The organism is Holophaga foetida DSM 6591 (assembly GCF_000242615.2).
Taxonomy (GTDB): Bacteria; Acidobacteriota; Holophagae; order Holophagales; family Holophagaceae; genus Holophaga; species Holophaga foetida.
On sequence record NZ_KI912268.1, the window covers coordinates 129,730 to 156,163 of the forward strand.

27 protein-coding genes are annotated in these 26,434 nt (G+C 63.9%); 17 read left to right on the plus strand and 10 right to left on the minus strand.

The window, feature by feature from the left end; all coding sequences use genetic code 11:
* Positions 1 to 160: 160 nt before the first annotated feature.
* Positions 161 to 670, minus strand: a complete 510-nt coding sequence (locus HOLFODRAFT_RS0200580; RefSeq protein ID WP_005037502.1) for a DinB family protein — start codon at positions 668 to 670, stop codon at positions 161 to 163.
* A gap of 42 nt (positions 671 to 712) precedes the next feature.
* Between HOLFODRAFT_RS0200580 and HOLFODRAFT_RS0200585 the strand changes: the two genes are divergently transcribed.
* The 4 genes from HOLFODRAFT_RS0200585 to HOLFODRAFT_RS0200600 are packed head-to-tail and all read left to right on the plus strand — an operon-like array spanning position 713 to position 4,563.
* On the plus strand, positions 713 to 1,855 hold the full coding sequence (locus HOLFODRAFT_RS0200585; RefSeq protein ID WP_005037500.1) for a sensor histidine kinase: 1,143 nt from the start codon (positions 713 to 715) through the stop codon (positions 1,853 to 1,855).
* 10 nt (positions 1,856 to 1,865) lie between these two features.
* Positions 1,866 to 2,825, plus strand: coding sequence for a serine hydrolase domain-containing protein (locus HOLFODRAFT_RS0200590; protein WP_005037499.1), 960 nt, complete (start codon positions 1,866 to 1,868; stop codon positions 2,823 to 2,825).
* Positions 2,826 to 2,881: 56 nt separating this feature from the next.
* Positions 2,882 to 3,715, plus strand: coding sequence for a carotenoid biosynthesis protein (locus HOLFODRAFT_RS0200595; RefSeq protein WP_005037497.1), 834 nt, complete (start codon positions 2,882 to 2,884; stop codon positions 3,713 to 3,715).
* Entirely contained in the window at positions 3,715 to 4,563 is an 849-nt protein-coding gene (locus HOLFODRAFT_RS0200600; protein WP_005037494.1) for a carotenoid biosynthesis protein, read from the plus strand. The genes HOLFODRAFT_RS0200595 and HOLFODRAFT_RS0200600 overlap by 1 nt, the downstream gene beginning before the upstream one ends.
* Positions 4,564 to 4,573: 10 nt before the next feature.
* Here the strand turns inward: HOLFODRAFT_RS0200600 and HOLFODRAFT_RS0200605 are convergent, their stop codons facing one another.
* Positions 4,574 to 5,014, minus strand: coding sequence for an RrF2 family transcriptional regulator (locus tag HOLFODRAFT_RS0200605; RefSeq protein ID WP_005037492.1), 441 nt, complete (start codon positions 5,012 to 5,014; stop codon positions 4,574 to 4,576).
* 106 nt (positions 5,015 to 5,120) lie between these two features.
* Here HOLFODRAFT_RS0200605 and HOLFODRAFT_RS0200610 point away from each other — a divergent pair, with 106 nt between their 5' ends.
* From HOLFODRAFT_RS0200610 to HOLFODRAFT_RS0200640, 7 genes are all read left to right on the plus strand, one after another.
* Positions 5,121 to 6,368, plus strand: coding sequence for a trans-sulfuration enzyme family protein (locus HOLFODRAFT_RS0200610; RefSeq protein WP_005037488.1), 1,248 nt, complete (start codon positions 5,121 to 5,123; stop codon positions 6,366 to 6,368).
* A 20-nt stretch (positions 6,369 to 6,388) separates the two neighbouring features.
* Positions 6,389 to 7,318, plus strand: coding sequence for a cysteine synthase A (gene cysK / locus HOLFODRAFT_RS0200615; protein WP_005037486.1), 930 nt, complete (start codon positions 6,389 to 6,391; stop codon positions 7,316 to 7,318).
* Positions 7,319 to 7,473: 155 nt separating this feature from the next.
* Positions 7,474 to 9,546 carry a SpoIID/LytB domain-containing protein gene (locus tag HOLFODRAFT_RS22375; protein WP_158412894.1) on the plus strand — a complete coding sequence of 691 codons (2,073 nt, stop codon included), beginning with the start codon at positions 7,474 to 7,476 and terminating at the stop codon, positions 9,544 to 9,546.
* 23 nt (positions 9,547 to 9,569) lie between these two features.
* On the plus strand, positions 9,570 to 10,250 hold the full coding sequence (locus tag HOLFODRAFT_RS0200625) for a DUF4197 domain-containing protein (protein WP_005037483.1): 681 nt from the start codon (positions 9,570 to 9,572) through the stop codon (positions 10,248 to 10,250).
* A gap of 58 nt (positions 10,251 to 10,308) precedes the next feature.
* Complete coding sequence (locus HOLFODRAFT_RS0200630; protein ID WP_005037481.1) at positions 10,309 to 10,920, plus strand: CobW family GTP-binding protein; 612 nt, start codon at positions 10,309 to 10,311, stop codon at positions 10,918 to 10,920.
* A complete protein-coding gene (locus tag HOLFODRAFT_RS0200635; protein WP_005037479.1) occupies positions 10,901 to 11,356 on the plus strand; it encodes a hypothetical protein in 456 nt (151 codons plus the stop codon). Before HOLFODRAFT_RS0200630 ends, HOLFODRAFT_RS0200635 begins: the two co-directional genes overlap by 20 nt.
* A gap of 14 nt (positions 11,357 to 11,370) precedes the next feature.
* Positions 11,371 to 13,206, plus strand: a complete 1,836-nt coding sequence (locus tag HOLFODRAFT_RS0200640; protein WP_005037477.1) for an ASKHA domain-containing protein — start codon at positions 11,371 to 11,373, stop codon at positions 13,204 to 13,206.
* A 9-nt stretch (positions 13,207 to 13,215) separates the two neighbouring features.
* On the opposite strand, the gene HOLFODRAFT_RS0200645 is transcribed toward HOLFODRAFT_RS0200640, so the two are convergent.
* Entirely contained in the window at positions 13,216 to 14,100 is an 885-nt protein-coding gene (locus HOLFODRAFT_RS0200645) for a PIG-L deacetylase family protein (protein WP_005037474.1), read from the minus strand.
* Between the two features lie 33 nt (positions 14,101 to 14,133).
* On the opposite strand from HOLFODRAFT_RS0200645, the gene HOLFODRAFT_RS0200650 reads away from it, so the two are divergent.
* A complete protein-coding gene (locus HOLFODRAFT_RS0200650) occupies positions 14,134 to 15,006 on the plus strand; it encodes a hypothetical protein (protein ID WP_005037472.1) in 873 nt (290 codons plus the stop codon).
* A gap of 126 nt (positions 15,007 to 15,132) precedes the next feature.
* Positions 15,133 to 15,462 carry a hypothetical protein gene (locus HOLFODRAFT_RS0200655; protein WP_005037470.1) on the plus strand — a complete coding sequence of 110 codons (330 nt, stop codon included), beginning with the start codon at positions 15,133 to 15,135 and terminating at the stop codon, positions 15,460 to 15,462.
* Positions 15,463 to 15,589: 127 nt separating this feature from the next.
* On the opposite strand, the gene HOLFODRAFT_RS0200660 is transcribed toward HOLFODRAFT_RS0200655, so the two are convergent.
* The 7 genes from HOLFODRAFT_RS0200660 to HOLFODRAFT_RS0200690 all read right to left on the minus strand — a co-directional run bounded on the left by HOLFODRAFT_RS0200660 (position 15,590) and on the right by HOLFODRAFT_RS0200690 (position 23,685).
* Positions 15,590 to 15,931: a P-II family nitrogen regulator gene (locus tag HOLFODRAFT_RS0200660; protein ID WP_005037469.1), complete on the minus strand. Its 342-nt coding sequence runs from the start codon at positions 15,929 to 15,931 to the stop codon at positions 15,590 to 15,592.
* An 11-nt stretch (positions 15,932 to 15,942) separates the two neighbouring features.
* Positions 15,943 to 17,289, minus strand: a complete 1,347-nt coding sequence (locus tag HOLFODRAFT_RS0200665; RefSeq protein WP_005037466.1) for an ammonium transporter — start codon at positions 17,287 to 17,289, stop codon at positions 15,943 to 15,945.
* 362 nt (positions 17,290 to 17,651) lie between these two features.
* Positions 17,652 to 17,993, minus strand: coding sequence for a P-II family nitrogen regulator (locus tag HOLFODRAFT_RS0200670; RefSeq protein ID WP_005037464.1), 342 nt, complete (start codon positions 17,991 to 17,993; stop codon positions 17,652 to 17,654).
* 11 nt (positions 17,994 to 18,004) lie between these two features.
* On the minus strand, positions 18,005 to 19,318 hold the full coding sequence (locus tag HOLFODRAFT_RS0200675) for an ammonium transporter (protein ID WP_005037463.1): 1,314 nt from the start codon (positions 19,316 to 19,318) through the stop codon (positions 18,005 to 18,007).
* A 145-nt stretch (positions 19,319 to 19,463) separates the two neighbouring features.
* Entirely contained in the window at positions 19,464 to 21,587 is a 2,124-nt protein-coding gene (locus tag HOLFODRAFT_RS0200680; RefSeq protein WP_005037461.1) for a glutamine synthetase III family protein, read from the minus strand.
* 157 nt (positions 21,588 to 21,744) lie between these two features.
* Positions 21,745 to 23,220: a sigma 54-interacting transcriptional regulator gene (locus HOLFODRAFT_RS0200685; protein ID WP_005037458.1), complete on the minus strand. Its 1,476-nt coding sequence runs from the start codon at positions 23,218 to 23,220 to the stop codon at positions 21,745 to 21,747.
* Positions 23,221 to 23,229: 9 nt separating this feature from the next.
* On the minus strand, positions 23,230 to 23,685 hold the full coding sequence (locus tag HOLFODRAFT_RS0200690) for a tRNA (cytidine(34)-2'-O)-methyltransferase (protein ID WP_005037456.1): 456 nt from the start codon (positions 23,683 to 23,685) through the stop codon (positions 23,230 to 23,232).
* 10 nt (positions 23,686 to 23,695) lie between these two features.
* On the opposite strand from HOLFODRAFT_RS0200690, the gene HOLFODRAFT_RS0200695 reads away from it, so the two are divergent.
* From HOLFODRAFT_RS0200695 to tsaE, 4 genes are all read left to right on the plus strand, one after another.
* Positions 23,696 to 24,046 carry a histidine triad nucleotide-binding protein gene (locus HOLFODRAFT_RS0200695; protein WP_005037454.1) on the plus strand — a complete coding sequence of 117 codons (351 nt, stop codon included), beginning with the start codon at positions 23,696 to 23,698 and terminating at the stop codon, positions 24,044 to 24,046.
* A 71-nt stretch (positions 24,047 to 24,117) separates the two neighbouring features.
* A complete protein-coding gene (locus HOLFODRAFT_RS0200700; protein ID WP_005037452.1) occupies positions 24,118 to 24,525 on the plus strand; it encodes an Hpt domain-containing protein in 408 nt (135 codons plus the stop codon).
* Positions 24,526 to 24,538: 13 nt separating this feature from the next.
* On the plus strand, positions 24,539 to 26,002 hold the full coding sequence (locus HOLFODRAFT_RS0200705) for an NAD(P)H-hydrate dehydratase (protein ID WP_026938916.1): 1,464 nt from the start codon (positions 24,539 to 24,541) through the stop codon (positions 26,000 to 26,002).
* Positions 25,995 to 26,432 (plus strand): tRNA (adenosine(37)-N6)-threonylcarbamoyltransferase complex ATPase subunit type 1 TsaE, encoded by a 438-nt coding sequence (gene tsaE, locus HOLFODRAFT_RS18590; RefSeq protein ID WP_005037447.1) that lies wholly within the window; start codon positions 25,995 to 25,997, stop codon positions 26,430 to 26,432. The genes HOLFODRAFT_RS0200705 and tsaE overlap by 8 nt, the downstream gene beginning before the upstream one ends.
* Positions 26,433 to 26,434 lie beyond the last annotated feature (2 nt).

The following is a 26,434-nucleotide window of genomic DNA, read 5'->3' on the forward strand; positions in this document are numbered from 1 at the left end:
TATGCTTGGCGTCGGGTAGAAAAAAACACTCTTTTACCCGAAAAATTGGGGCCATTTATGCACGTGCCCCATCCGCAGTTGGAGGATTCCGGAACCCCCGACTGGCGCGACCCAAGATGGGCACCCACTGGTGCCCATCCGTCGTTCTGGGGGCAGCGCTTTAGTGGTAGCGCTCCCTCAGGATCTGTATGTGGTGGGCTGCGTGGCCTGGGATGAGGTAGGCCAGGGCCGCCACTCCGATGGTCTTTTCGTTGGCTTGGCCCAGGCGCTCCAGGGAGGTTGCGGGGAGCCCCCGGAGGAGGGCCAGGGTCGACTGGCGGACCAGCCTGAACTCTTCCGTCAGATCCGCCAGGGAGCGGCTGGAGAAGCCACCTTCCGCCACGAAGGCGTCCTGGTCAAAGCCCAGGAGGGAGCGCTTCTCGCCTCGGGCGAAACAGAGCAGGCGGTAGGCCTGGATACGTTCGGTATCCGTGATGTGCCCCACCACCTCCTTGATGCTCCACTTGCCTTCCGCATAGCGGAAGTCGCCGTCCAGGGGGGCCAGGAGAGTCGCCAGCTCCCCTGGTTGGGCTTGGAGGAGGGCGCCGAAGCTCTCGGGGGGCACTAGAGCCAGATAGGGGGCGTGATACGGGGCGAAGGTGCCAGGGGGAGGGGCTGGAATCTGCAGCATGAAGCCTTCCTTTCGTGCTGACCCGAGCATACGCTGGGCTTCATGGTCCGTTCCTCTGAACTTCACCCCTGGGTGCTCGGCACCCTCCCGCTGGCCTTCATCTTCTTCGGCTTGGCGATGTTCACCATCCGCTGGTGGCGACTGCGGCGGCGTCACCCCCAGGATCCGGAGGAACTGCTCCTGGGGGCGGTGTCCCAGAGCCTTCACGAGCGGGGGGCGCTGGCGGCGAGCCTGGGAGAACTGCGGACCGTTCACGAAAGAGTTCTGGACGCCCTGCCTTTCGGATTGCTCTGGGTGGATCAGAGGCAGCGTGTGGCGGGCCTCAATCGGGCTGGCCGCGAGCTCCTGGAGGTCCGGCCTGGCGTGGTGGGCTTGGACGCGGGGTTCGTTCTGGAGCCCTTCCCATGGATCCTGGAGGGATTGGGGCGGGAGCCCGGTTCTACTTGGCGCTGCGATGGTGGCGGGCGCCGCTGGAGCCTTCGGCGCATCGCCACCCCAGATCGGGTGGGGGCCCTGGTGCAGTTCGAGGACATCACGGAGGTCGAACAGGAGGAAAGGCGACTTCTGCTCCGGGAGCGCTTTGCGGAACTGGGGGAAATGACTGCCGGAGTGGCCCATCAGCTGAAGAACGGCCTGGCAGTCCTGAAGGGCCAGGGCCAACTCTTGAAGCGGGCGGGGCACGGCCAGGAGGCCACCACCCTCCTGGAAGAGACTGAAGAGCTGGAGCTGCTGGTCCAGCGCTTCCTTCAGTGGGCCAAACCCCTGGAACCCCAGTGCGTGGAGCTGGAGCTCCAGGGCGTGGCCGCCCAGGCTATGCGGGAGGTCGGGAAACGCCCCCTGGCCCAGGGGCGGGAGCTAGTGCTCGAGGGGGAGGGCAGGGCCCTCGCGGATCCCATGCTCCTGCATCAGGCTCTGGTGAACCTCCTGGAGAACGCCTGCCAGGCCACTCCTTCCGGGGGGTGTGTCCGGATCACCGTGGGCGAGGGGAGTCTGGAGATCCTGGACGAAGGGCCAGGGCTCGGCGAGGATACCTTGATCAGGATGCTGCGGCCCTTCGAGTCCGGCAGGCCCGATGGCACCGGCCTCGGCCTGCCCCTGGCCCTGAAGTGGGTGAACGCCCAGGGGGCGGATCTCCGCTTCCTCTCCCGCCCGGAGGGGGGGACAAGGGTCTCCATCCGGTGGTAAAGGCTTATCCATGACCTTCTTCGATCTCGCATCCCTGGCCAAACCTCTGGTGACAGCTCCCTTGGCCCTGGCCCATCTGGATCTGGACAAGGACCGCCGGGGTGTTCTTGGCTTCACAGAGCGCGCCGAGGCCCTCACCGTGCGGCAGCTCCTTTCCCACAGTTCCGGGCTTCCCCCTTGGTTCCCCTATCGACCGGGGTGTCTGGCGGAAGATCTGGCGGCCTTCAGCGGGTGGGGGCGCCATGCGCTCCTCACCCCGGGCAGGGTCGGCAGCTTCCTCTACTCCGATCTGGGCTATCGGATGCTGGCGGAATTGCTGGCAAGGGAGACCGGGCAGTCCTTCGCGGCTCTGGGGGAAGCGGCCACTGGCCTTCTGGCGGCCCCCTGGTCCGAGGCCCCCCGAGCGGTGCCGGATGGACAGGATGCCGACGCCTGGCGTCTGGCCTGTCCGCATTGGCCCTTCCCCCCCCAGGCACCAGGGCTCCCCCACGATGCCAACGCCCGGGCGGGCATGATGGGTCACGCGGGTTTCGGGACCAGCCCCGAGGGGATGGCACGGGTACTGGAACGCTGGCTGGCCGGGGGCTTTCCGGATCGCATGGCCGTGGATACGGTACAGGCCGCAGATGGTGCCAGATGGGGCCTGGGGCTCCAGCGCGCCCTGACCGGGGCCGGGCGTTTCGGGAGCCTCTTGGCCCAGCTCCCTCCGGGGCCTGGAGGGATCCACGTCCTGGTGGAGGACTCCACCGAGCTGCCCCCTCCCGCCCCGGCGGTGCATGGAGCTTCGGGAGAGCCTTCGGCCTTCTGGTTCCACTTGGCCTACACCGGCCCCGCTCTTTTTTATCGCCCGGCTGATGGGCTTTGCATTGCCCTCCTGACGCACCGCCAGGGGCCTTCTGGGGAGCTTCTGGATGCCGAGACGTTGCGGGCGAGGCGCTGGGCCGCTCTGGGAAAGTGGGTTGGCTGTTGAAGGGCCAGTGCCCTTGCTCCAGACTGGAGGGAACACCCCTATCCCTGGATTCGCCCATGACGCTTCGGAACGTGGTTCTCGTCGGTCTCTTCCTTCTGCTTTTAGGCATCGGCAGCGCGTGGCTGTTGTGCGCCTGGGTGCCAGGTTCCAGCTTCCCCCTGGTGCTGGGGAATATCCTATTGGCCTTTGGGGCGCTGGGCCATGGCGCATGGCTCTGGGGATGGCGGCACTGTCTGCTTTTCTTCTGCGTCTCGGCGGGGCTGACTTTCGTGCTGGAGGCCCTGAGCCTCGCCACGGATCTGGCCACGCCCTACTACTACACCGCAGTCCTGGGGCCCCGCTTCCTGGGGGTGCCGGTGATCATTCCCCTGGGCTGGTTCACCATGCTCTACATGAGCCATGTGGTGGTGAATCTCATGGTGGACGGCACCCCCCGGTGCGGGCGGCGTGGGCATGGAAGGGTGGTCCTGCTGGCCCTTCTTACGGCCCTGGTGATGAGTTCCTGGGATCTCACCCTGGATCCCTACATGGTGCAGGTTGTCAAGGCCTGGGTCTGGCTCCAGCCCGGGGGTTTCCTGGGCATCCCCTTCGCAAACTATGTGAGCTGGCTGGAACTGACCTTCATCATCTGCATCAGTTACCGAGTGGCTGAGCGGGGGCTGCCAGAGGCCGGAGCGGCTGCTCCCTCGGAGGTCCTGGTGGCCCTTCCCGTGGTTCTGTATGGGCTGATTGGGCTTTCTGGCTGTTTTGTGGGACTGTCTGGCGGTCTGGCTGTGCTGCCGCCCTTCACCATGGGGATCGCCGCCCTGGGGGCGCTGGGGCGCTTGGTGCAGATGCGGTCTCCGGCTTTGGCACGGGTGGCTCCCCTTGTCCCGGAGGGGGGTGAGTGATGAAGTTCAGCAGGCATTTCGATCGGCACCTGGAGCGTGATATCGAGTACAACCCGTTCCTGGAGACTGTCCTGATTGTGGTCCTGGCCATGCTTCTCGCCGCCCACCTGGGGGTGCTGGGCTGGCAGATGACCCTGGGCAAGCTGCCCTTCCAGGCCATGACCTATGTTTTCTCCCTCCTGGTGCTGGTCCATGCCGTCTATCTGACGGGGTGGCGACGGGCCCTCGCATTCTTTGCCCTGGCCCTGGTGGTCTCCTTCGTCATGGAATACGTGGGTGCCAAGACAGGCCTGATCTTCGGCCACTACCACTACACCGATGTCCTGGACCCCAAGATCGCAAGCACAGTGCCCGTGGTCATTCCCCTGGCCTACTTCATGGTCCTCTACCCCAGCCGCATGATGGCGGATCTCATCACCTGGGGGAAGGCGGCGGGCGTCACCCGGGGGCTGCTCTGGAGCCTCTTCACGGCCGTACTGGCGGCCCTGACCATGACTGCCTGGGATCTTTCGATGGATCCTGTGATGGTCCATGATGTCCGGGCCTGGGTCTGGGAGCGGGGTGGCCCCTATTTCGGGATCCCCCTCCAGAACTTCTTCGGATGGTTCCTGACCACCTTCATCATCAGCTTCCTGGGGGAGCGCCTGGAGCGCTATCTGCCGCTGCTGCCCCTGGGGCGGCTCCACCGCACGGTGATCTACCTGCCTCTGGTGGGCTATGGCGCCCTCTGCCTTGGAGGTCCCTTCGTGGGAATCCCGGTGGATACCCGGGTGATCTCCCCCTTCACCATGGCTGTGCCGCTCCTGGCGGCCTCTCTGAGGCTGTTCGATTCACCGGACGAGAGCTGAGGGACCACCCTCAGATGCAGAAGTCCGGGCTCCCCTTCTCCTTGCCCTGTTGGCGCTGGGCCAGATCCGCCAGGGTGCGGCCCGCCAGCACCTTGGTCATGGCGGCGGCGACCTCGCACCAGATCTCCCGGGAAGCGCAGGAATCCACCCGGTTGCAGCAGGAGGCGTCCCGGATGCAATCCAGGGGGGCGATATCCCCTTCCATGGCCTGGATGATCTCCAGGATGGAGATGGTGGCGGGATCCCGGGTCAGCTCGTAACCCCCGTTGGGGCCGCGGACGGCTTTGATGAGGCTGGCCGTCTTCAGGGCGCCGACCAGGACGTGGATGTACTTCCCGGAAATCCCCTGATTCAGGGCGATGGCATCGACCAGGACCGGTCCTTGCCTATAGTTGAGAGCCAGTTCGAGCATGACCCGCAGTCCGTATCGCCCTTTGGTTGACATTTTCATAGGTCGATTCCTATTTCTTTCAATTCAAATCAAAATACTTGACAATATCCTGGCATCCCTCAGTATTGGGTGCACCGGCGACCCCGGAACCCTTGGAGATCCCGAAATGTCTGAGTCCGCTGCTCCTGAAAGTCAAGCATATCACTTCGGGATTGTTCCGCCTGGCACAAGCCCGAATGTCGGTTGGGGAAAGCGTCCTGAGCTTCTGCCGGAAGCCGGCCTGGACACCCGTTGCGTCCATGCTGGAGCCCAGCCCGATCCGGCCTATGGCAGCGTGGTGCCGCCCATCTACCAGACCACGAACTTCGCTTTCTTCGATCTGGGGACGAGCTCCGGCTTCGACTACACCCGCAGCGGCAACCCGACCCGGGCTCGCCTGGAGGAGGCCATCGCCAACCTGGAAGGAGGCTCCGGGGCCACCTGTACCAGCACCGGAATGTCGGCGGTGCTGCTGGCCCTGAACCTGCTGGAGCATGGCAGCCACGTGCTGGTGACCGAGGACTGCTACGGCGGCACCTTCCGGGCCCTGGAGCACGCCCGCAATACCTACGGGCTGCAGGTCGAGTACCTCGATCTGGCGGATCTGGAGGCCGTCAAGGCGGCCTGGAAGCCCAATACCCGCCTCGTGTGGATCGAAAGTCCTTCCAATCCGCTCTTGCGCCTGACCGATATCGCCGCCGTGGCCGCCCTGGCCCGGGAGCGGGGGGCTTTTTCCCTGGTGGACAACACCTTCCTTTCGCCGATCCTGCAGCGGCCCTTCGAACTGGGGGTGGATCTGGTGCTCCATAGCGCCACCAAATACCTCAACGGCCACAGTGATGTGGTGAGCGGGGCCGTGGTGGCCGCTCCGGACCGCAAGGATCTGGCCCAGCGCCTGCCCTATCTCAACAACCTGCTCGGCATCAGCCAGAGCCCCCACGATTGCTTCCTGGTGCTACGGGGGCTCAAGACCCTCACCCTGCGCATGGCGGCCCACCAGGCCAATGCCTCGGAGCTGGCCAGCCGCCTGGAGGCCCACCCCGCTGTCGCCAGGGTGAACTACCCCGGCCTCCCTTCCCATCCCCAGCATGAACTGGCAAAGCGTCAGCAGAAGGGCTTCGGCGGGATGATCAGCTTCGAACTCAAGGATCCCACCAAGGTTCCATCCGTCCTGCGGGGCCTGCGCTGGTTCACTCTGGCCGAGAGCCTGGGGGGGGTGGAAAGCCTCGTTGCCCACCCCGCCACCATGACCCATGCTTCCATGACCCCCGAAGCCCGCCGGCGGGCCGGCATCTCGGACAACCTCATTCGCCTCAGCATCGGCATCGAATCCCTGGAGGATCTCTGGGCCGACCTGAAACACCAACTCGATTGATCTGATTCCAAGGAGAGAACATGCCCCGTCCCAACCGTGTCGAGCACGCCTACGAACTGATCGGCCAGACCCCGGTGGTCCGCCTCAACCGCATCGTCCCCGAGGGGAGCGCCACGATCTACGTCAAGCTGGAGAGTGCAAACCCCGGCGGCAGCGTGAAGGATCGCATCGCCCTCAGCATGATCGAGGACGCCGAGGCCCGGGGGCTGCTGAAGCCGGGTTCCATCCTGGTGGAGGCCACCAGCGGAAATACGGGTGTCGGTCTGGCCTTCGTGGCCGCCGCCAAGGGCTACGGGATTGTTCTCACCATGCCCGAGACCATGACCCTGGAGCGCCGGGCCATCCTGAAGGCCTACGGCGCCGAGCTGGTCCTGACCCCCGGGGCCCTGGGCATGAAGGGTGCTGTGGACAAGGCCGAAGAACTGGCCGCTTCGGATTCCAAATACTTCCTGGTGAAGCAGTTCGAGAATCCCGCCAATCCAGCCGTCCATCGGCGCACCACCGCTCTGGAGGTGCTGGAGCAGGTTCCTGAACTGGACGCATTCATTGCGGGTATCGGCACCGGAGGAACCATCACCGGCGTGGGCGAAGTCCTGGCCGAAAAGAAGCCAGGCACCCTGGTGGTGGCCGTGGAGCCCGTGGACAGTCCCCTCCTGACCCAGGGCAAGGCCGGTTCCCACAAGATCCAGGGCATTGGCGCCAACTTCGTGCCCGCTGTCCTGAACCAGAAGGCATACACCCGCGTCGAGGATGTGGGCTATGAGGATGCTATCCGGGTGGCCCGCCGTTTGGCCCGGGAGGAAGGTCTCCTCACCGGCATCAGCACCGGCGCTATCGTCCACACCGCCCTGAAGGTGGCGGCGGAACTGGGCAAGGGCAAGACCGTGGTGGCCATCCTCTGCGATACCGGCGAGCGCTACCTGAGCCATCCGCTCTTCGCGGAGATCTGAGGGGAAAGAGGGATCACGCGGAGGCGCGGAGAAAAACAAAGCAAGGGTTGGTTTCCCTCTTTTTCTCTCCGCGACTCCGCGTGAGTTCTCCTCATAATGAAAGAATGCGTTCGTTCCTGACTCCACTCATTCTCTGCCTTGCCCTGGGGGCCCCGATGCTGCGAGCAGCCGGGGCCCCTTCGGATATCCCCATCCGTGTGGGTCTGGATACCCAGGCCCTGGAGTGGATTGTCCGTCTGGATGGGGGAGGGCAGGTCTGCACTCGGGAGGGGCGCCCACTGCTGGCCGTGAATGCTGGTGAGAAGGTGCGGATCTGGTGGGACAGCCAGGGGGCAGCCAACCCCACGGATGAATACCGGGTCCAGGTCGGGGGCCCCATGGACGCTGCGGTGGCCGAGGCCCTGGTGGCGAAGCTGGGGGCCTCGACCGAGCGGCTGCCCATCCCGGATTCCGATTCCTGGCGGGTTGTGACGGGCCGCTTCTCCCGTCCGGTGGAAGCCGAGCCCCTTCTTGAAAAGCTCCGGAGCCAGGGCTTCATGGAACTCTGGGTCTCCACCGAAAGACACCCTGGAGTGCCCATGAAGGGGCGGGCCCTCTATGCGGTGACCGAGCGCTACGAGCGGGTTCCCCTGCCGGCCGGGGGGGTGCTGCTTCAGGCCTCGGGGGACTGGGTCCAACTGGAGGGCAAGGGGCGCTACCGGGGGAGGGTCGAGCTCTTCCCCAACGCCCAGGGGCGTCTGACGGTCGTGAATACGGTGGAGCTGGAGACCTACCTGCGGGGTGTGGTGCCCAGGGAGCTGGGGCCCGGGATCTATCCCGCCCTGGAGGCCCTGAAGGCCCAGGCGGTGGCCGCCAGGACCTACGCCTGGTCCAACCGCGGCAAGCGGGCCAAGGACGGCTTCGATATGACCGATACCGTGGCGGACCAGGTCTACGGGGGCCGGGACGGAGAGCACAAGCTCTCGGACCAGGCCATTGAGGAGACCCGGGGCCTTTTTGCCACCTATGGCGGCAAGCCCATCCAGGCCCTCTTCATGGCCAACTGCGGGGGGCAGACCGTGGACAACACCCACGTTTTCGGAGCCGGACACCCTTACCTCCAGTCTGTCAGCAACTACGTTGCCCGGCCCGAGGGGGTCCTCTTCCAGGGGGCTCTGGCCCCAGAGGGAGACCAGGCATGGCTGAACATGGAGCTGCTTCGGCTGGCGGCCTGCGGGATCATCCCTCGCCAGACCCTTGATGCTGCCAGGTTGGAAGAGCCCCTCAGGGCCGTAAACATGCTCGAGCCTCTGGGGATCCTCACCGCTCGCCTGGGGAGAAGGAACGTATCCTCAGAACCCGCCGTTGGGGCTGGTATCTACCTCTGGATGGCCCGTGCCCTCGGACTGGACCAGGTGGTGGAGGGGCTTGAGCGGCGAGAGGATGCCACATACTTCCTCGGTTCCCAGCCCTTCCGGGCTGAGGATGCGTCCCTGGCGGCCTTTCTGGCCCGCCGGGGCATCGTGCCCCCCGCTCTCTGGAAGCAGCCTCATCCGTCGCTGGGGCAGGGGCTCGAGGTCCTGGGGAGGATGTGGCAGGAACTGGAGCCCGTGGCATGGCAGTCCGGTGTCCTGCAGAAAGATGGGCAGGTGCGCCCGAAGGGCGGCGAGCCGAAGGCCCTTGAGCTGGCTCCTGGACCGCTTCTGGTGGAGGAGGCGCCCGGTGGTTTCCTGCGCCTGGAAACCGAGACCACGGCCCAGGTGGGGGACCAGCTGAAATGGCTGGCGGCTCCCGGCGGGGCTCCGCTCCTGGTGCGGCGTCTGGATCCGGAGGGGGCCAGCCTGGATCGCTACAATGCCACGGCCCACTGGCGGGTGGAGATCCCTGAATCCGAACTCCTGGAGCGGTTTAAATCCAAGGCCGGAATCGGGGGTATCCGCGATCTGGAACTCACCCACAACGAGGCGGGCCGCGTCCTGGAGATGGTCGTGCAGGACCGGGCAGGGCGGAGACACCGCTTCACCGGGATGCGCATCCGGGGACTCCTGGGGCTCAAGGACAACGCCTTCCGCTACCTGGTTCTCGGGACGGGAGATCGACGGCGCTGGATCTTCTACGGCCGGGGCTGGGGCCATGGCGTGGGCATGGATCAGAGCGGGGCCTATGGATTCGCCTTGGAGGGCTGGGATTTCGAGCGGATACTCAAGCACTACTACCGCGGTATCGAACTCAAACGTATCGGTGACTGAACACCCTGTTTCTGGAGGTAGCCATGATGCGAAGCCTGTTGGTGATGTTCTCCCTGGTTCTCGTTCCCGCTTGGGCAGGGGATCTTTCCAGCCTTACCCAAGGGGAGACCGGCAAGGGCCTCAAGGAGGCCCTCGTCCAGGGAGCCGAAGTGGCCGTGGGGAAGCTTTCGGTCCAGGACGGGTTCCTGGGGAACCCCAAGGTGAAGATCCCCCTTCCTCCGGCCCTGGCCAAGGCCGAGAAGATGCTCCGCACCGTGGGACTTCAGAAGCCCGCTGACGAACTGGTGACCACCATGAACCGGGCCGCGGAATCAGCTGTGGTGGAGGCCAAGCCCATTCTTATGGACAGCATCCGGAAGATGACCCTGGAGGATGCAAAAGCCATCCTCACGGGACCCGAGGACAGCGCGACCCAGTACTTCCGGAAGAGCAGTGGTGCGGCCATCACTCTGAAATTCAAGCCCAAGGTCGCCGTGGCTACCCGGAAGGTGAAGCTTGCCAAGCGATACGACAAAGTGGCGGGCCAGGCTGCGGCCCTGGGCCTGATCGAAAAGGAGAACGCCAACCTGGACGACTACGTGACCCAGAAGGCCGTGGATGGGCTTTTCCTCATGATTGCCGATCAGGAAAAGGCGATCCGGAAGGATCCCATTGGGCAGGCCAGCAGCCTCCTGAGGAAAGTCTTTGGGGCCGCAAAATCCTGATGTAATATCATCACATCAGTCTGACTGGTGTTCTGTTATCGTGTGATTGGAGTTTTATATGAAGTTGGTGATCTTCGGGGGCTTTCTGGGGTCCGGCAAGACCAGCCTGATCCTTTCCCTGGCTCATCATCTGGTGAACCGTGAGGGCTCCGAGAAGCCCAGCCTGGTGATCCTGGAGAACGAGATCGGGGAGGTGGGCATCGACAACAAGGTGCTCCAGGCTGGTGGCTTTTCCGTCAAGGAGCTCTTCGCCGGCTGCATCTGCTGCACCCTCACCGCCGATCTCGTCACGACCCTCAATGACCTCCACGAGAAGATCCAGCCGAAGTGGGTGATCTTCGAGCCCACGGGCCTGGCCTACCCCAAGAAGATCATTGAGACCGTGAACCAGTACGGCAAGGGGATCGAGCGCATCGTCGTCATCGCCGTGGTGGACGCCGAGCGCTGGGAGGAACTGACTGAGATCACCCCGGGCCTGATCGAGGGCCAGGTGAGCTCCGGGGATCTGATCCTGATCAACAAGTGTGATCTGGTGGATGGCGTAGCGCTTCAGGCCATCCGGGAGCAGGTCCGGGCCATGAACCCCCGGGCGGAGATCCTGGAGGTATCAGCCACGTCCGGCATCGACACTCGCATTTGGGGGAAAGTAGATGAAGGTCCTGAAGCGTAAGACGGTCGCGCTCTCCCCTCAGGGGCATGCCCACGGCCAGCACCGCCCTTCGGCTGAAGAACTCTTCCACGCACCCGGCGAGAGCCCGGCGGTCTATTCCATCACCAAGCCCGTGGCCTTCGCCCAGGGGGTAGGGGGCACGCACTTCGCGGCCGCCATGATCCGCTGCGTGGAGGGGGTTCGGGACTGGGCTGCGCACCAGCGACATCTGGTGGGGCACATCAAGGTTTTCATCGAGAACGGCAGCAAGGATCACCTCTGGCTGGCCTCCACGGGGAAGCGGATCAGTGTGCAGAGTTCCCCAGGCTGGGACGCCGCCGTTTCCGAGACTTTCCAGGTCCACTTCACCGCCATCATATTCGGGCCTGGCCAGGATCATCTGGAAGAGATCGTCGCCGAGCATATCCAGCGTGAACTGAGCTCCATCCAGCCTTGAGGGATCCTGCCGTCATGGAACATTGCAATGTTGTCTTCAAACCCCAGGGGAACGTGGTCAGTGTTCCCGTCGGGCAGACCACCCGGGAAGCCCTCTATCTGGCTGGCCTGAGCTACGACTTCCCGTGCGGGGGAAACGGGAAGTGCGGCAAGTGCCGCGTCCAGGTCTCCGGCGGCACTTCCGAACCCACGGCCCAGGAGCATCACCTGCTCTCTGAGGCGGAGTTGGCGGAAGGGGTACGTCTGGCCTGTCACACCCGCATCCTGAAGGACACGGAAGTGCTCCTGATGGAGGGGGTGAAGAAGAGCAACATCCTCACCAAGTCCGTTACCCGGGCCCTGGAACTGGTGCCCGTGGTCAGCAAGCGATACGTCGAGTTGCCGCTGCCCCATCTCGAGGATCAGCGCAGCGACTGGCAGCGGCTTCAGGATGGCTTGGCCGAGGCCTTCACGGACTGCCAGGAACTCACGATCCAGCTGTCGGTCCTCAAGGGGCTTTCCGCCACGCTCCGGGGTGCAGACTTCAAGGTTACCGCCCTGATCCAGGGACAGGAGGTCTGCGGGGTCGAGAAGCACGACACCACCTCCCGCCTCCTGGGGATGGCCTTCGACATTGGCACCACCACCATCGTGGGCTACCTGATGGACCTGCACACCGGTCGGGAGCTCTGCCACGTGTCGGCCCTGAATCCCCAGACCAAGTTCGGGGGGGATGTCATCTCCCGCACCGCTTACTCCAATCAGAAGAATGGCCTCGAGGAGCTGCACCTGACGGTGATCGAGACCCTCAACCGCCTCATCGAGACTGCCGCCTCCCGGGTGGAGGCGACCCCGGACGATATCTACGCCCTGAGCTTCGCCGGGAACACCTGCATGCACCACCTGTTCCTGGGGCTCAGCCCCCGGCACATCGCCCTGGTGCCCTATGTCCCCGTGGTGAGCAATGCCCTCGTCCTGGCTCCCGCCGCCATCGATCTGGTCATCAACCCAGCGGGACGGGCTTTTGTGCTGCCCAATGTCGCGGGCTACGTCGGAGGGGATACGGTTGCCGTGGTGCTGGCCACGGAGATGGATCGCAGCGACACCATGAAGCTGGCCATCGATATCGGCACCAATGGTGAGATGGTGCTGGGCACGCGCGACCGACTGGTCTCCTGTTCCACCGCCGCCGGTCCCGCCTTCGAGGGGGCCCAGATCAGCAGCGGGATGCGCGGCGCTGATGGGGCCATCGACCACATCCGTTTCGGCGAGACCATGGAACTCTCGGTCATCGGGGACGTCAAGCCCAAGGGGATCTGCGGCTCCGGCCTCATTGACCTGGTGGCGGGGCTCCTGGAGCTGGGGATCATCACCAAGCCGGGAAGGATCCTTTCCGCTGACCGCGTGGACAACCCCAAGGCTGCCCCCTTCCTGGACCGTCTCGTGACTTTCGAGAACTCCCCGGCCTTCCTTCTGGTGGATGAGCAGGCCACGGCGCACGGTCGCCCGATCCTACTTACCCAGGGGGATATCCGCTCCCTCCAGGCCGCCAAGGGGGCCATCGCCGCAGGGGTCAGGATCCTGTGCGAAAAGCAGGGCATCGCCCTGGAGGAGATCACCGAGGTGATCCTGGCAGGTGCCTTCGGGAATTACATGGATCCGCACAACGCCTGCGTGATCGGCCTGATCCCGAAGGAACTGGACGGTCGCATCACCATGGTGGGCAATGCTGCCGGAGCCGGGGCCAAGATGGCCCTCCTCTCGCGGGATGAGTTCAGACGGGCCTCGGACATCTCCAAGGTCGTCGAATACATCGAGCTCGGGGCCCATAAGGATTTCAATACGGTCTTCGCTTACAACACGCGCTTTTGAGGAGGTCCTTCAGGACCACTCTTCGGCTGTCCAGAGAGCTTCATGGGGAGGGGTGTCCGCCAGTCCCGGCGTGAATGCCCCAATATCCCGGGGCACCTCCGCGAACTGGCTTGAATAGCCCTGAAGCAAGGACAGTTTCAGGGGGACCTCCTCTCCGAGTGGCAGTTTCACCCGTCGCATCGGGGTGCCGGGGATGTCTTGCCTGAAGTCCGCCAGACCGGCGAGGCGGACCCTGGCTTCCGACGCGTAGTGGAGATCCTCGTAGAACGCCACGCGGTATTTCCGGGCGATCCCGGTCAGGTTGCGGGTCACCGCCATCCGTGTCGCGACATGATCCATGTGGCCTCCGATGCCCATGGGGCAGAAGAGCCAGGGGCGGGGTCCCTCTCGATGATGCCTGGAGAAATCTGCCAGGGCCTCCAGGAGGGGTGATTCAGTCCGGGCAAGGCATGGCTCGATGCTGCTTCTGTCATAGCGAGGGATTCCCAGGAGGTCGGCATCGGCAAGGGGAAGAAACCTGGGCTGGAGACCACACCGGGTTGTGAATGCCACATCTTCATTCATGCGGAGGGCGGTTACGGGACCTGGGACCTTCTTCAGGCCGGGTTTCGCTACGTAGCGCACATAGGGGAACAGGGTCAGGTGGATGCCGGCGTGTCGGCGGTGAGCCAGGGCTCCCAGAGAAAAACAGATGTCGTCGGAATGGGGTGAAAGAAACACATCCTGGGGTCCCAATGCTTCGGGAAACGCCGCCGAGCTGCGCAGAATGGACTCCAGGCGCGTGACCTTGTGGTGGGCCTTCGATTCCACCCGCGCGCGGCGGCTCAACATGTGACGGAAAAATGAGTTCCACGCTGGCAAATCGATCTCCTGACCTCTGGCAGTATCAATCATGGCAGTTTCCACTAAGCAGAGGAGCCGGATGAAATGTCAGATGTCGCCAACCGCTCGGATCGGCTCCCCCTCGTTGGAGGCATGGCGACCATGCCCAGCCGTGCCACGTCCCTTCCGCGTGCTCTAGCTTCTGTTCTGCCTCAGGTTGACCGGCTCTATCTCTTTCTGGACCAGTACGACAAGGTTCCAGCATGGCTCGCAGAGCACCCCAAGATCGTGCCTCTGCTCGCGTTGGACCACGGTCGCCTGGGCAGCAACGGTAAGTTCCTGGGTGCCTGTATCCACCCCATGGCCTGCCGCTATTTCTGCTTCGATGATGACATTCTCTATCCGGATCGTTACGTCCAAGTGCTTTCAGAGGCCCTCGTCCGGCGCGATGATCGGGCCGTGGTGGGATTCCACGGTGCGCTCTTCAAGGCTCCCTATTCTTCGTACATGCGGGATCGCACTGTTATTCACTTCAGCCAGGGGTTGGACTGCGACATGAGTGTGGATGTCATAGGGACAGGCACCGCTGCTTTTCATACCGGCACTTTCAGTATCGACTCACGGAAATGGCACGAGTCGAATATGGACGATCTCTTCTTCGCGATCGAGGCCGCAAACCGTGGGCTTCCAAGAGTTCTTGTATCCAGGCCTCCTGGTTTCCTGGTTGCGATTGAAGAAGGCCAGAAGGATAGTCTTTGGCATAAGTTGAAGAGGGATGACTCCAGGCAGACTACTCGCATGAGGGCGGCCATGAAGGAGCTGCCTGGCGCGTGGCAATGCTCTTCAGAGAGTCGTAAGCGGCTCTTTGGATGCCAAGCGGCCGATCCGTTGGATCGGGAGCCGCCGAAGGGGTGTGGGTTCATGAGGGCCATCCGGGGCCTTTGTTCCATGCTGGCCCGGCCCTCGGGAAGTTGCTGAGTTCTGCATGGATATTCTGTATCTGCAGGGGGCTCACTGCCCTCTTGTTCTAGGGGACTGGCCCAGTCAAACTGTACTTTCGACTTTTTTACGAAGGGCCCGAGGGCCGATTCCACCGGAGAACGCATGTCTGAAAACGAAACCCCCCAGGAAGGCCTGATCACCGAGGCCATCGCCGAGCTCATCGCCCTTGGCGCCGCTTCTGCAGCCAATGCCGAGAACGCCTTCCAGGTCCACCACTACCGTCTGACCCAGCTGGAGGTTTCCAAAGAGGACATGATCCAGGCCATCAACATCGCCCTCTCTGTGAAGGCCCGTCCTCACCAGGCCATCATCGACATGGCCCAGACCTACCTCCTCGGCAAGAAGGGCGGCTGCGGCGGCGCGGATTGCAACTGCGGTCCCGACGGCTGCGAGGAAGAGGCTGGTTGCGGCGGTGGCTGCGGCTGCAACTGACGGGTGCGCTTCGCGGGAACAGAGTGGGACCACGAAGCACACGAAGAAATGCAAAGAACACGAAGAATGCCCCGGGGTGAGCAACCAACCCGGGGCATTCTTGCATTGCTGGAGCTTTTTCTTCGCGTTAGATGGCTTTTCCGCCCCGCTCCCCGGTTCGGATCCGGATGCACTCCTTCAGATCCTGGACGAAGATCTTGCCGTCCCCCACTGTGCCGCCGTTCTCGCGGGCGGTGGTGACGATGGTGTCCACGATGAGGTCCTCGAATTCGTCATTGCAGGCAATGGTGATCTGGACCTTGGGGATCAGGTTGGGGATGATGGTCTTGCCCCGCTGGACCACGATCTCCTGCTGGCGGCCATGGCCGCTGACGCGGTTCACGGTGATGCGCTCGATCTCGGCGGCGATGAGGGCCTCGCGGACCTCATCCAGCTTCTCTTCCTTGATGATGGCGGTGATGAGCTTCATGCTGCCTCCGGCTAGTTCAGGTTGGCGAGGCCGTAGCCGCGCTCACCGTGGATATCGTGGTCCAGTCCGGTCTTCTCGACGGACTCCGTGACCCGCAGGCCGATGGTCTTGTTGACGATGAAGGCAATGATCAGAGTCATGACCACAGAGAAGAGGATGGTGGTGCCCACCGCCGTCAGCTGGACCATGAGCTGCTTCATCACTCCCCAGCCAGCGACCTTCTGGCCCGCTTCGACCCACCAGGAATCCCGGATGAAGAAGACCAGGCCGATGGCGCCGATGATGCCGCCGGTGCCGTGGACGCCGAAGGCATCCAGGGAGTCGTCGTAGCCGAGCTTGTTCTTGAGCTGGATCATGGCGTAGCAGGCGCAGGAGGCGATGATGCCCAGGCAGATGGCTCCTCCCACCTGGACCACGCCAGCGGCAGGGGTGATGACCACGAGGCCCGCCAGGATGCCCGAAGCCATACCCAGGCTGGTGGGGCGCTCATCCCGCAGGGTCTCGATGAGCACCCAGGTGAGGGCGCCGGCCGCAGCGGAGACCTGGGTGACGCAGAGGGCCCGGGCGGTGTCGAGGTTGGAGGCGATGGAGGATCCGGCGTTGAAGCCGAACCAGCCCACCCACAGGAGGCCCGCACCCATGAGGGTCATGACCAGATTGTTGGGGGACATGGCGGCCTTGGGGTAGCCGTGGCGGGCACCCAGGTAGAGGGCCAGGGCCAGACCGCTGACGCCAGAGGAGATGTGCACCACGGTGCCGCCAGCGAAGTCGATGGCGCCCTTCGCGCCCATGTTGAAGAAGAAACCGTCGGAAGCCCAGACCCAGTGGCAGAGGGGGGTGTAGACGAAGAGGATCCACAGGGTGATGAAGGCCATCCAGCCCTTGAAGGAGATGCGTTCGGCCACGGCCCCGGCGATGAGGGCGGGGGTGATGATGGCGAACTTGCCCTGGAACATGGCGAAGACGTATTCAGGAACCCCGGTGGACATGATGGTGTGATCAATGCTGCGGAGCAGGACCAGACCCTTGCTCCATCCGATGAGGCCTCCGAGGGCATTGGGACCGAAGCTGAGGGAGTAGCCCACCACAGCCCAAAGCACACCCACGATGGCCATGGACGCAAATGAGTGCATCATGGTTCCCAGGACGTTCTTGGTGCGGACCAGGCCGCCGTAGAACATGGCCAAGCCAGGCACCATCAGGAGGACCAGGGTGGTGGAGGTCAGCATCCAGGCTGTGGCGCCGGAGTCGTTGACTGGAACGGGATCGCTGCCCTGGGCCATGGCAGGAGCGGCGGCCAGTAGCAATAGGGGTAGGAGGCGGATCAGGCGCCTTCCTGGGCTGGGTGCTGTGTTCATATGTCCCTCGCAGACATGGCGAAGCTAAGCCCCCAGGGGTAGCTTCGCAAATGTTTCGGAGTGGATTCCTTTGATCCCGGAAGCCACTCTGGTCAAATTCGTTTCCCTGGGCCTATCGGGAAAAATTCAGCCCTTCCAGGGATAGGGTGGTGGTCGGCTCCCTGGTTTCTCTGCGGCACCATGCCATGTGGAATTTCTCCTTAGGACGGATTCAAAGCAAGCAGACGAAGCGGGAATCGTGCCAGTTGTAAAAGGACGGTGATAACCCTGTAGATCCTGTAACTTCCTGAATCAAGGGCTTAGTGGGTGGGGTGACAAAAATGTAGTAAAACGGTAAAAAGCCTACTTTTTTGTTCGCGGCATCAGATCGCCTGTCCGCCGCGTTCTCCTGTGCGGATCCGAATGCAATCCTTCAGATCCTGGACAAATATCTTGCCATCGCCGACGGTGCCGCCGTTCTCCCGGGCAGTCTGGGTGATGGTGTCCACGATGATGTCCTCGAACTCGTCGTTGCAGGCGATGGTGATCTGGACCTTGGGGATCAGGTTGGGGATGATGGTCTTGCCGCGCTGGACCACGATCTCCTGCTGGCGTCCGTGGCCGCTGACGCGGTTGACGGTGATGCGTTCGATCTCGGCGGCGATGAGGGCCTCGCGGACCTCGTCCAGCTTCTCTTCCTTGATGATGGCGATGATGAGCTTCATCCTGCCTCCGATCAGTTGAGGTTGGCGAGGCCGTAGCCGCGCTCACCGTGGATATCATGGTCAAGGCCTGTCTTCTCGACGGTATCGGAAACCCGGAGTCCGATGGTCTTTTCGATGATGATCGCGACGAGCAGGGTCACGATGGCGCTGAAGGCGATGGTGGCGCCAACCGCAGCGATCTGGACCTTCAGCTGCTGGGCAATGCCCCAACCGGCGATCTTCTGGCCAGCCTCCGCCCACCACGTCTGCCGGATGAAGAAGACCAGGCCGATGGTGCCGATGATGCCAGCGGTGCCGTGGACGCCGAAGACATCCAGGGAATCGTCATAGCCCAGCTTGTTCTTGACCTGGATCATGGCGTAGCAGGCGAAGGTCGCCAGGACCCCAAGGCAGATGGCGCCTTTCACCTGGACCACACCGGCGGCGGGGGTGATGGCCACCAGGCCAGCCAGGATGCCCGAGGACATGCCAAGACTGGTGGGGCGCTCATCCCGGACGCTCTCGATCAGGACCCAGGTGAGGGCACCGGCTGCGGCGGCAACCTGGGTCACGCAGAGGGCCCGGGCGGTGTCGAGGTTGGAAGCGATGGAGGAGCCAGCGTTGAAACCGAACCAGCCCACCCACAGGAGGCCCGCTCCGGTCAGGGACATGACTAGGTTGTTGGGGGACATGACGGCTTTGGGGTAGCCATGGCGGGCCCCGATGTAGAGAGCCAAGGTCAGGCCGCTGACGCCGGAGCAAATCTCCACCACGGTGCCACCGGCGAAGTCGATGACGCCTCTGGCCCCCATGTTGAAGAAGTAGCCGTCCGAGGCCCACATCCAGTGGCAGATGGGGGCATAGACCACGATGATCCAGACAGCGATGAAAGCCATCCAGCCCTTGAAGGTGATGCGCTCGGCCACGGCCCCGGCGATGACGGCGGGGGTGATGATGGCGAACTTGCCCTGGAACATGGCGTAGACGTACTCCGGCACATTGCTGGACATGATGGTGTGATCGATGCTGTCCAGCCAGACCAGGCCCTTGCTCCAGCCCACTAGCCCGCCGAGGGTGTTGGGTCCAAAACAGAGGGCATAGCCCACGATTGCCCAGATGACTCCCACCACGGCCAGGGCGGCGAAGGAATGCATCATGGTCCCGAGTACGTTCTTGGTGCGGACCAGGCCGCCATAGAACATGGCCAGGCCCGGGACCATCAGGAGCACCAAGGTTGTGGAGGTCAGCATCCAGGCCGTGGCTCCGGAATCATTGACATGGGTGGCGCTGTCATGGGCCATGGCTGGCATGGCGGCCAGGAACAACAGGGGGAGCAGGCGCAACATGCGTCTTCCAAAGCTTGGGTTCGGATTCAAAGCGTCCTCGCGGGCACGGCAAAGCCCACCCTCGAAAAGGGTGGGGGTTGCGAACATTAAAGGAGGAGCCTCCGGGTTCCTGGAGGCTCCTCCGGTCAGACTTCCGTCCCTGGGCTTACAGGGAGAACAGCAGTTCCTCGTAGGAGGGGAAGGGCCATGCGTCGCGGGCCACCAGCATCTCCAGCTTGTCGCCCTTCTCTCGCACGACGCCCATCTGGGCGAAGACCTTGTCGCGGTAGGCCTTGGCCTGGGCGTGGGCATCCTCGATGCCCTGGGCTTCGGCCAACGCCTTCTCCAGCTTCTCGGTCTCGTCGCAGAGTTCGGCGAGGATCTCGGCGATCTTCTTGGCGCGCTTCTCCTGGGGAGAGGACACGGCTCCGATGCTGGCCAGGGCGGCAGCGGCACCGGCCAGACCGGCGGCGAAGTCAGAGGCGGCGGGGAAGATGGAGCGCTTGGCCATCTCGATCATGACGCCGGCTTCGATGTTGATCTGCTTGGAGTAGCCCTCGAAGTAGATGTGGGTGCGGCTCTCCAGCTCTTCCTTGCTGAGGACGGCGTGGCGCTCGAAGAGTTCGACGGCCTTGGGCTTGGCGTATTCGGCCAGGGCTTCCACGGTGGTGCGGATATTGGGAAGGCCACGGCGCTCGGCCTCCTTCACCCACTCATCGGAGTAGCCGTTGCCGTTGAAGACGATGCGGCGGTGCTTGCCGTAGCTCTCCTTGATGAACTTCTGGATCTCGGCGTTCTTGTCCTTGGCCTTCTCCAGGCGGTCGGCCACCTTGGAGAGGACGTCAGCCACGATGGTATTGATGACGACGTTGGGGCCGGCGATGGACTGGGAGGAGCCCACCATGCGGAACTCGAACTTGTTGCCGGTGAAGGCGAAGGGGCTGGTGCGGTTGCGGTCCGAGAGATCCTTGGGCAGCTTGGGCAGGGCAGTCACGCCCAGGTGCATCTTCTCGCCAGCCTTGGCAGCGTAGGTCTTGTCGTCAGCAATGGACTCCAGCAGTTCGGTGAGCTGGGAGCCCATGAAGGCGGAGATGATGGCGGGGGGAGCCTCGTTGGCGCCCAGGCGGTGATCGTTGCCCACGGAAGCGGCGGAGGCGCGCAGGAGGGTGGACCAGGTGTCCACGGCTTCCAGGACGGCGGTGGTGAAGAGCAGGAAGCGGGCATTGGTCTCGGGGTTCTCGCCGGGCTCAAGGAGGTTCTGGCCGTCATCGGTGCTCATGGACCAGTTGTTGTGCTTGCCGGAGCCGTTGACGCCCGCGAAGGGCTTCTCGTGGAGCAGGGCCACCATGCCGTGGCGGCTGGCGACGCGGCGGATGGTCTCCATGGTCAGCTGGTTGCCGTCGGTGGCCACGTTGGTGGTGGAGAAGATGGGGGCGATCTCGAACTGGTTGGGGGCCACCTCGTTGTGCTGGGTCTTGGCGTCAACGCCGACCTTCCACAACTCGCGGTTCAGCTCGCCCATGAAGGAAAGGACGCGGTCCTTCATGGCGCCGAAGTAGTGGTCCTCCATCTCCTGGCCCTTGGCGGGCATGGAGCCGAAGACCGTGCGACCCGTCAGGATGAGGTCAGGACGCTGCTCGTAGTAAGACTTGTCGACGAGGAAGTATTCCTGTTCGGGGCCCACGGTGGCGACGACCCGCTTGGAGCTGGTGTTGCCCAGGGCGCGGAGTACGCGCATGGCCTGCTTGTTGAGGGCGACCATCGACTTGAGGAGGGGCACCTTCTTGTCCAGGGCGTGGCCGTGGTAGCCAATGAAGGCCGTGGGAATGCAGAGGGTGACGCCGGACCCGTCTTCCTTCAGGAAGGCTGGGCTGCTGGTATCCCAGGCGGTGTAGCCCCGGGCCTCGAAGGTGGCGCGCAGGCCGCCGGAGGGGAAGCTGGAGGCGTCGGGCTCACCCTTGATGAGCTCCTTGCCGGAGAACTCCATCAGCACGCGGCCGTCCCCGGTGGGGGCAATGAAGGAGTCGTGCTTCTCGGCGGTGAGGCCGGTGAGGGGCTGGAACCAGTGGCTGTAGTGGGTGGCGCCCCGCTCCAGTGCCCAGTCGCGCATGGCGGCGGCCACGACTTCGGCCACTTCCAGGGTCAGTTCCTTCTCGCCGGCCTGGACCGCCAGGAGCTCCTTGAAGATGCTCTTGGGGAGGCGTTCCCGCATGACGGCGTTAGAGAAGGAATTGGAGCCGTAGGTGGCCATGATGGAGGCCTCTTCGGCTTTGTTGCAGCAGCAGCTCATGTGGGTTTTCTCCTATGGAACAGGTCCAGACAGACCCATGGGGTAATCAAGAAACGGGCCAGGTTGATAACTGTTTGTAAGTGTTGAAAAAAAGCTGCTCTGAATGGACTAGGGTGTGGGGACGGGCGATACAAAAATGTGGGAAATGGATGGATTCCTACTTTTTTGTCCGGTAGCGATGCCAGTCTATGCCGTAACGATGGACCCGGAAGCCCATCTGGCGCTCGGTGATCCCCAGGCGACGGGCCGCGGCTGCCATATTGCCGTTGGTCATTTTGAGGGCCTCCATCAGCATCTCCTTCTCCAGGCGGGAGACGGCAGCTTCCAGGGTGGAGGAGGGGGCTGTGTCCGAGCTCTCGCCGGACTGGAGGCTGGGGGGGAGGTGGTAGGAGTGGATGACGGCGTCTGAACTGAGGATCACGGCCCGTTCGATGCAGTTCTCCAGTTCCCGGACGTTGCCAGGCCAGTGGTAGCTCACGAGCAGGTCGATGGCCGGACTGGAGATCCGCCGGATGTCCTTTCCGTGGGCGCGGGCGTGCTTCTCTGCGAAGTGGTCGGCCAGCGGGACGATGTCGCTGCGCCGGGCCCGGAGGGGGGGCAGGCAGATCGGGAAGACATTGAGGCGCCAGAAGAGATCCTCCCGGAAGGTGCCGCCCTTGATCCCCGCTTCCAGATCCCGGTTGGTGGCAGCCAGAACCCGGGCATCGGTCTTGATGGGCTTGCTGCCGCCCACCCGATCAAAGACCCGCTCCTGCAGGACCCGCAGCAGCTTGGCCTGGACCGCCAGGGGCAGTTCACCCACTTCGTCCAGGAAGATGGTGCCGCCGTCCGCCTGTTCGAAACGCCCCTTGCGGGAGGAGATGGCCCCTGTGAAGGCTCCCTTCTCATGGCCGAAGAGCTCGCTCTCGATAATGGATTCCGGCAGGGCGGCGCAGTTGATGGCCACGAAGGGGCCTGAAGCGCGACGGCTGGAAGTGTGGATCTCCCGGGCCACCAGCTCCTTCCCGGTGCCGGATTCTCCGAGGATGAGCACGGTGGCATCCGTGGAGGCCACGCCCCCGATCAGCTGGAAGACGCCCTTCATGGCGTCGGATGAGCCGACGATGGTGGCCGATTGGGCCAGTTCCGTCTTCAGGGGATCGCGGGGCTCATGTTCCTGCAGACCCGCCATGACCTCATCCCGGACCCGCTTGCGAAGACGCATGGCATCCGCGATGAACTGCGCCACGGCCTCCAGGAGGGCGAGGTCTGCCCGGGCTCCCGTCTTGCCGCGGTGGAAGGCGGAAATCAGGCCGACTGTCGATTCGCCGATGATGGCCGGTGCTGCCAGGAATGCCCCGCCGGATCTGGATTCCGAGGCTGACTCCCGGTTCTCGAAGACTTTTCCGAGGGGGCCGACCCCCAGGCGGACTTTGGCATTGGCGGTGAACTCTGGGTCGGTGGTGGCCTGAATCCGGAGCTCTCCGGATGCCCGGTCAAGGGTGCAGAGCGTGACCTGTTCGAGATGCGCCTCCGTCTCCAGGAGGTTCAGCAAGTCCCCGCACGCATCCTCCACCCGCGCAAACCTCGCGAGTGTCTGCGCCACCTCCAGCAGGAATTCTGGATTCGGGGGGGTTGCACTGGAATGACCCATGGGCGAACTTTACCATGCCTTGACTTGGCGGAGAGCCTCATAGAGCAGGACTGCGGCGGCCTGGGCCTGATTCAGGCTCCGGTGGAAGTCACCCGGCATGGGGATCTTGACCTGCCGATCCCGGTTCGCGGCCAGGATTTCGTCAGGCAGTCCCTTGGTCTCGCAGCCCAGGACGATGCCATCCCCGTCTTCGAAAGCCACCTGGGTGTGGAACGTATCCCCCTTGGTGCTGGCGAACCAGAGGCGCTTTGCCGGGCAGCGGGCCAGGCAGTCTGTCCAGTTCTCATAGTGGGTGGGTGCGAGCTTCTCCCAGTAGTCCAGCCCGGCCCTTCGCAGGTAGTAGTCGGAGGTGTCGAAGCCCAGGGGATGGACGAGGTGCAGGGCGGTGTTGGTGGACACGCAGAGGCGGCCGATGCTTCCGGTGTTCTGTGGTATTTCAGGTTGGTGCAAGATGATGTGAAACAAGGAGCCCCCGATGTCCGATCCGAACTGCATCTTCTGCAAGATTGCCGCAAAGCAGATCCCTTCGACCATTGTCCACGAGGACGAGCATGTGGTCGCCTTCAAGGACATCGCTCCCCAGGCCCCCGTCCATCTGATCATCATTCCGCGCGAGCATTTTGCTGGTCTGAATGAACTCACGGAAACCAACGCTGTGGCCCTCTCACGCGTAGGGCTGGTGGCAAAATCCCTGGCGGAGCGCTTCGGGCTGGAAAAGAGCGGCTGGCGGCTGGTTGCCAACTGCGGGTCCGATGCCGGGCAAACGGTGTTCCATCTCCATTTCCACCTCCTGGGGGGGGCGCCCATGGGGGGGCGGATGGTCTGAAAGTTCATGAAATGAGCCCCGGAGAACGATGAGAATCCCTGTGGGAGGCATCCAAATATCCGGGGGGTCTGATGGCGGCGGAGCTTGAAGCCAACATGGACAAAAATGGGAAAACATGCGGAGATGGTCTTGATTCAACCACCTGGGAAGGGCTCCTCTATCTGGAGACCGTTGCTGGCCCCGGTGCGGTGGCGGAACTGGTGGATGCCTTCATCCGGGATGCAGCTCCGCGGATCGCGCATCTGCGTGAAGCCCTCGCTGGGGGCGACAGGCCCCGGATAATCAAGCTCGCCCATGACCTCAAGTCCAACGCCGCCACCCTGGGGGCCAACCGTCTGAGTATGCAGGCCAGGCGGATGGAGGAATTTGCCTTGGAGCTTTCAGCTGCCGAACTGGATGCCCTGATCGGGCAGGCCGAGGAGGAGGTCGTCCTTGCGACCCGAGCCATCCAGGCCCGTCTCCAGGCCCTCCATGCGTGATAGCTTGGTGCCCATGATTCCGCTGCTCCGTGCCTCCGAGATGCAGGCCCTCGAGAAGGGGGCCATCGAGGGATGGGGGATCCCCAGCCTGGTGCTCCAGGAACACGCCGCACTCGGGGCTCTTGGGCTTCTCCCTGTGGACGAACCACTTCATGTCCTGGCTGGCCCCGGCAACAACGGAGGCGATGCCTTGGCCCTGGCGCGCTTGGCCCGCCTGCGGGGGCAGTGGGTGGAGGTCTGGACCCTGGACGCCCACCCCGTCTGGCGAGGGGATGCCGCCCTCCAGGCCCGGCTCTGGGAAGGGCTTGGGGGCAGCTATCGGTGTCTAGAGGCGGGGGCTGTCCAGATCTTCCGGGGCTGGGTGGTGGATGGTCTCTTCGGGCTGGGCACCCGCCTTCCATTGAGGGACCCCGCTGCGACCTTTGTGGCGGAGATGCATGCCTGGATCCAGCATCACCGGGATCGGCCGACCTTCCGGGTACTGGCCCTGGATCTGCCTACGGGGCTGGATCCCAGTTCTTCTGATGTCTCCGGGCCCGCCCTCCTGGTGGATCGCACCGCCTGTTTCGGGCACCTCAAGGTTTGCCACGGCCTGCGACCGGCCCGAAGCTTCTGTGGGGATATCACGGTGATCCCCATCCCGCTCCCCAGGGGGCCTGAGGCGAAGCTGATGTTGATGGATCGCCCGAGCCGACCCTTTCCGGAGCGGTGGGATACCCACAAGCGGGACTTCGGCCATGTGGCGATCCGGGCAGGCGGTCGGGGCATGAGCGGCGCGGCAGTGCTGGCGGCGCTCGGTGCCCTGAGGGCCGGGGCAGGGTTGGTCACGGTGCTTGCGGATTCCGAAGTCCGCGCCGAAATCGCCTCCCAGGTGCCCGAGGCCATGGTAAGACCCTGGGAGGGCATCCTCCCCGAAGGCATCGATGTCCTGCTGGTGGGACCGGGCGGGGTCAGCGAGATTCCCGCATGGGATGGGCCGCTGGTGCTGGATGCCAGCGCCCTGAGGGAGGGCGAGGGGCCGTTCTGGATGGCCCGCCCCGAAACCGTGATCACCCCCCATCCCGGGGAGTTCGCCCGGCTCTTCGGCAAGGTGAAACCCCCCTCCCACCAGACTTCGGATCGATTGGTCCAGGCCATGGAAGTGGCTACCGGACCTGGCATCCTGGCCCTGAAGGGGGCCCAGAGCGTGGTGACGGGTGGGGGCACTCCTGAGGTATGGGTCAACCCCACGGGGCATCGGGGCCTTTCCACCGGTGGTACCGGTGATTTCCTGGCGGGGATCGTGGCGGCCAAGGTGGCTCTCTGGAAGAAGGAGGGCCAGGGTGCTGCGCACCTCAAGGAGGCTGTGGCCGAGGCCCTCTGGCTTCATGGGGCCGCTGCGGACCGCCTTGGACCTGGCCCCATGCTGGTGCGGGAGCTGGGGCCAAGCCTGTCCAGTATCCTGCGGGAGCTCAATCGGGAGGAAGGGAATGCCTGAACGCTTCCTTGTGGACGACCTGGAGACTGAATCCCTGGGACGGGATCTCGCGGCTCTGACACCTCCGGGGGGGACCTGGCTACTCCGGGGCGAGCTGGGGGCCGGGAAGACCACCTGGACCCGGGGCTTCCTCCAGGGCCTGGGGGGGGATCCCGATGAGGTGGCCTCGCCCACCTATGCCGTACTTCATCGCTATCCCACCCCCGGGGGCCGCCTTTTCCACCTGGATCTCTACCGGCTGGGGGCCGAAGGGGCCTGGAGCCTGGGTCTGGAGGAGGAAATCGGCAGCTCCGATTACCTGGTGGTGGAGTGGGCCGGATCCCGGGGGCCCTGGCCCACGGAGTGGGTGGCGGAACTGACTCTGGAGGCCCAGGGCGAGGGGCGGCAGGCACGGTGGACACTTCCTGTCCTGCCAACCATGGCACTCTGAAG

Coding starts and splice junctions, on each gene's coding strand:
- HOLFODRAFT_RS0200680 (WP_005037461.1), bottom strand. CDS start 21,587: ATGAGCTGCTGCTGCAACAAAGCCGAAGAGGCCTCCATCATGGCCACC.
- HOLFODRAFT_RS0200645 (WP_005037474.1), bottom strand. CDS start 14,100: ATGATTGATACTGCCAGAGGTCAGGAGATCGATTTGCCAGCGTGGAAC.
- HOLFODRAFT_RS0200675 (WP_005037463.1), bottom strand. CDS start 19,318: ATGTTGCGCCTGCTCCCCCTGTTGTTCCTGGCCGCCATGCCAGCCATG.
- HOLFODRAFT_RS0200665 (WP_005037466.1), bottom strand. CDS start 17,289: ATGAACACAGCACCCAGCCCAGGAAGGCGCCTGATCCGCCTCCTACCC.
- cysK (WP_005037486.1), top strand. CDS start 6,389: ATGCCCCGTCCCAACCGTGTCGAGCACGCCTACGAACTGATCGGCCAG.
- HOLFODRAFT_RS0200585 (WP_005037500.1), top strand. CDS start 713: ATGGTCCGTTCCTCTGAACTTCACCCCTGGGTGCTCGGCACCCTCCCG.
- HOLFODRAFT_RS0200600 (WP_005037494.1), top strand. CDS start 3,715: ATGAAGTTCAGCAGGCATTTCGATCGGCACCTGGAGCGTGATATCGAG.
- HOLFODRAFT_RS0200635 (WP_005037479.1), top strand. CDS start 10,901: ATGAAGGTCCTGAAGCGTAAGACGGTCGCGCTCTCCCCTCAGGGGCAT.
- HOLFODRAFT_RS0200640 (WP_005037477.1), top strand. CDS start 11,371: ATGGAACATTGCAATGTTGTCTTCAAACCCCAGGGGAACGTGGTCAGT.
- HOLFODRAFT_RS0200590 (WP_005037499.1), top strand. CDS start 1,866: ATGACCTTCTTCGATCTCGCATCCCTGGCCAAACCTCTGGTGACAGCT.
- HOLFODRAFT_RS0200700 (WP_005037452.1), top strand. CDS start 24,118: ATGGCGGCGGAGCTTGAAGCCAACATGGACAAAAATGGGAAAACATGC.
- HOLFODRAFT_RS0200685 (WP_005037458.1), bottom strand. CDS start 23,220: ATGGGTCATTCCAGTGCAACCCCCCCGAATCCAGAATTCCTGCTGGAG.
- HOLFODRAFT_RS0200595 (WP_005037497.1), top strand. CDS start 2,882: ATGACGCTTCGGAACGTGGTTCTCGTCGGTCTCTTCCTTCTGCTTTTA.
- HOLFODRAFT_RS0200630 (WP_005037481.1), top strand. CDS start 10,309: ATGAAGTTGGTGATCTTCGGGGGCTTTCTGGGGTCCGGCAAGACCAGC.
- HOLFODRAFT_RS0200610 (WP_005037488.1), top strand. CDS start 5,121: ATGTCTGAGTCCGCTGCTCCTGAAAGTCAAGCATATCACTTCGGGATT.
- HOLFODRAFT_RS0200670 (WP_005037464.1), bottom strand. CDS start 17,993: ATGAAGCTCATCATCGCCATCATCAAGGAAGAGAAGCTGGACGAGGTC.
- HOLFODRAFT_RS0200625 (WP_005037483.1), top strand. CDS start 9,570: ATGATGCGAAGCCTGTTGGTGATGTTCTCCCTGGTTCTCGTTCCCGCT.
- HOLFODRAFT_RS0200660 (WP_005037469.1), bottom strand. CDS start 15,931: ATGAAGCTCATCACCGCCATCATCAAGGAAGAGAAGCTGGATGAGGTC.
- HOLFODRAFT_RS0200705 (WP_026938916.1), top strand. CDS start 24,539: ATGATTCCGCTGCTCCGTGCCTCCGAGATGCAGGCCCTCGAGAAGGGG.
- HOLFODRAFT_RS22375 (WP_158412894.1), top strand. CDS start 7,474: ATGCTGCGAGCAGCCGGGGCCCCTTCGGATATCCCCATCCGTGTGGGT.
- tsaE (WP_005037447.1), top strand. CDS start 25,995: ATGCCTGAACGCTTCCTTGTGGACGACCTGGAGACTGAATCCCTGGGA.
- HOLFODRAFT_RS0200650 (WP_005037472.1), top strand. CDS start 14,134: ATGTCAGATGTCGCCAACCGCTCGGATCGGCTCCCCCTCGTTGGAGGC.
- HOLFODRAFT_RS0200605 (WP_005037492.1), bottom strand. CDS start 5,014: ATGAAAATGTCAACCAAAGGGCGATACGGACTGCGGGTCATGCTCGAA.
- HOLFODRAFT_RS0200655 (WP_005037470.1), top strand. CDS start 15,133: ATGTCTGAAAACGAAACCCCCCAGGAAGGCCTGATCACCGAGGCCATC.
- HOLFODRAFT_RS0200580 (WP_005037502.1), bottom strand. CDS start 670: ATGCTGCAGATTCCAGCCCCTCCCCCTGGCACCTTCGCCCCGTATCAC.
- HOLFODRAFT_RS0200695 (WP_005037454.1), top strand. CDS start 23,696: ATGTCCGATCCGAACTGCATCTTCTGCAAGATTGCCGCAAAGCAGATC.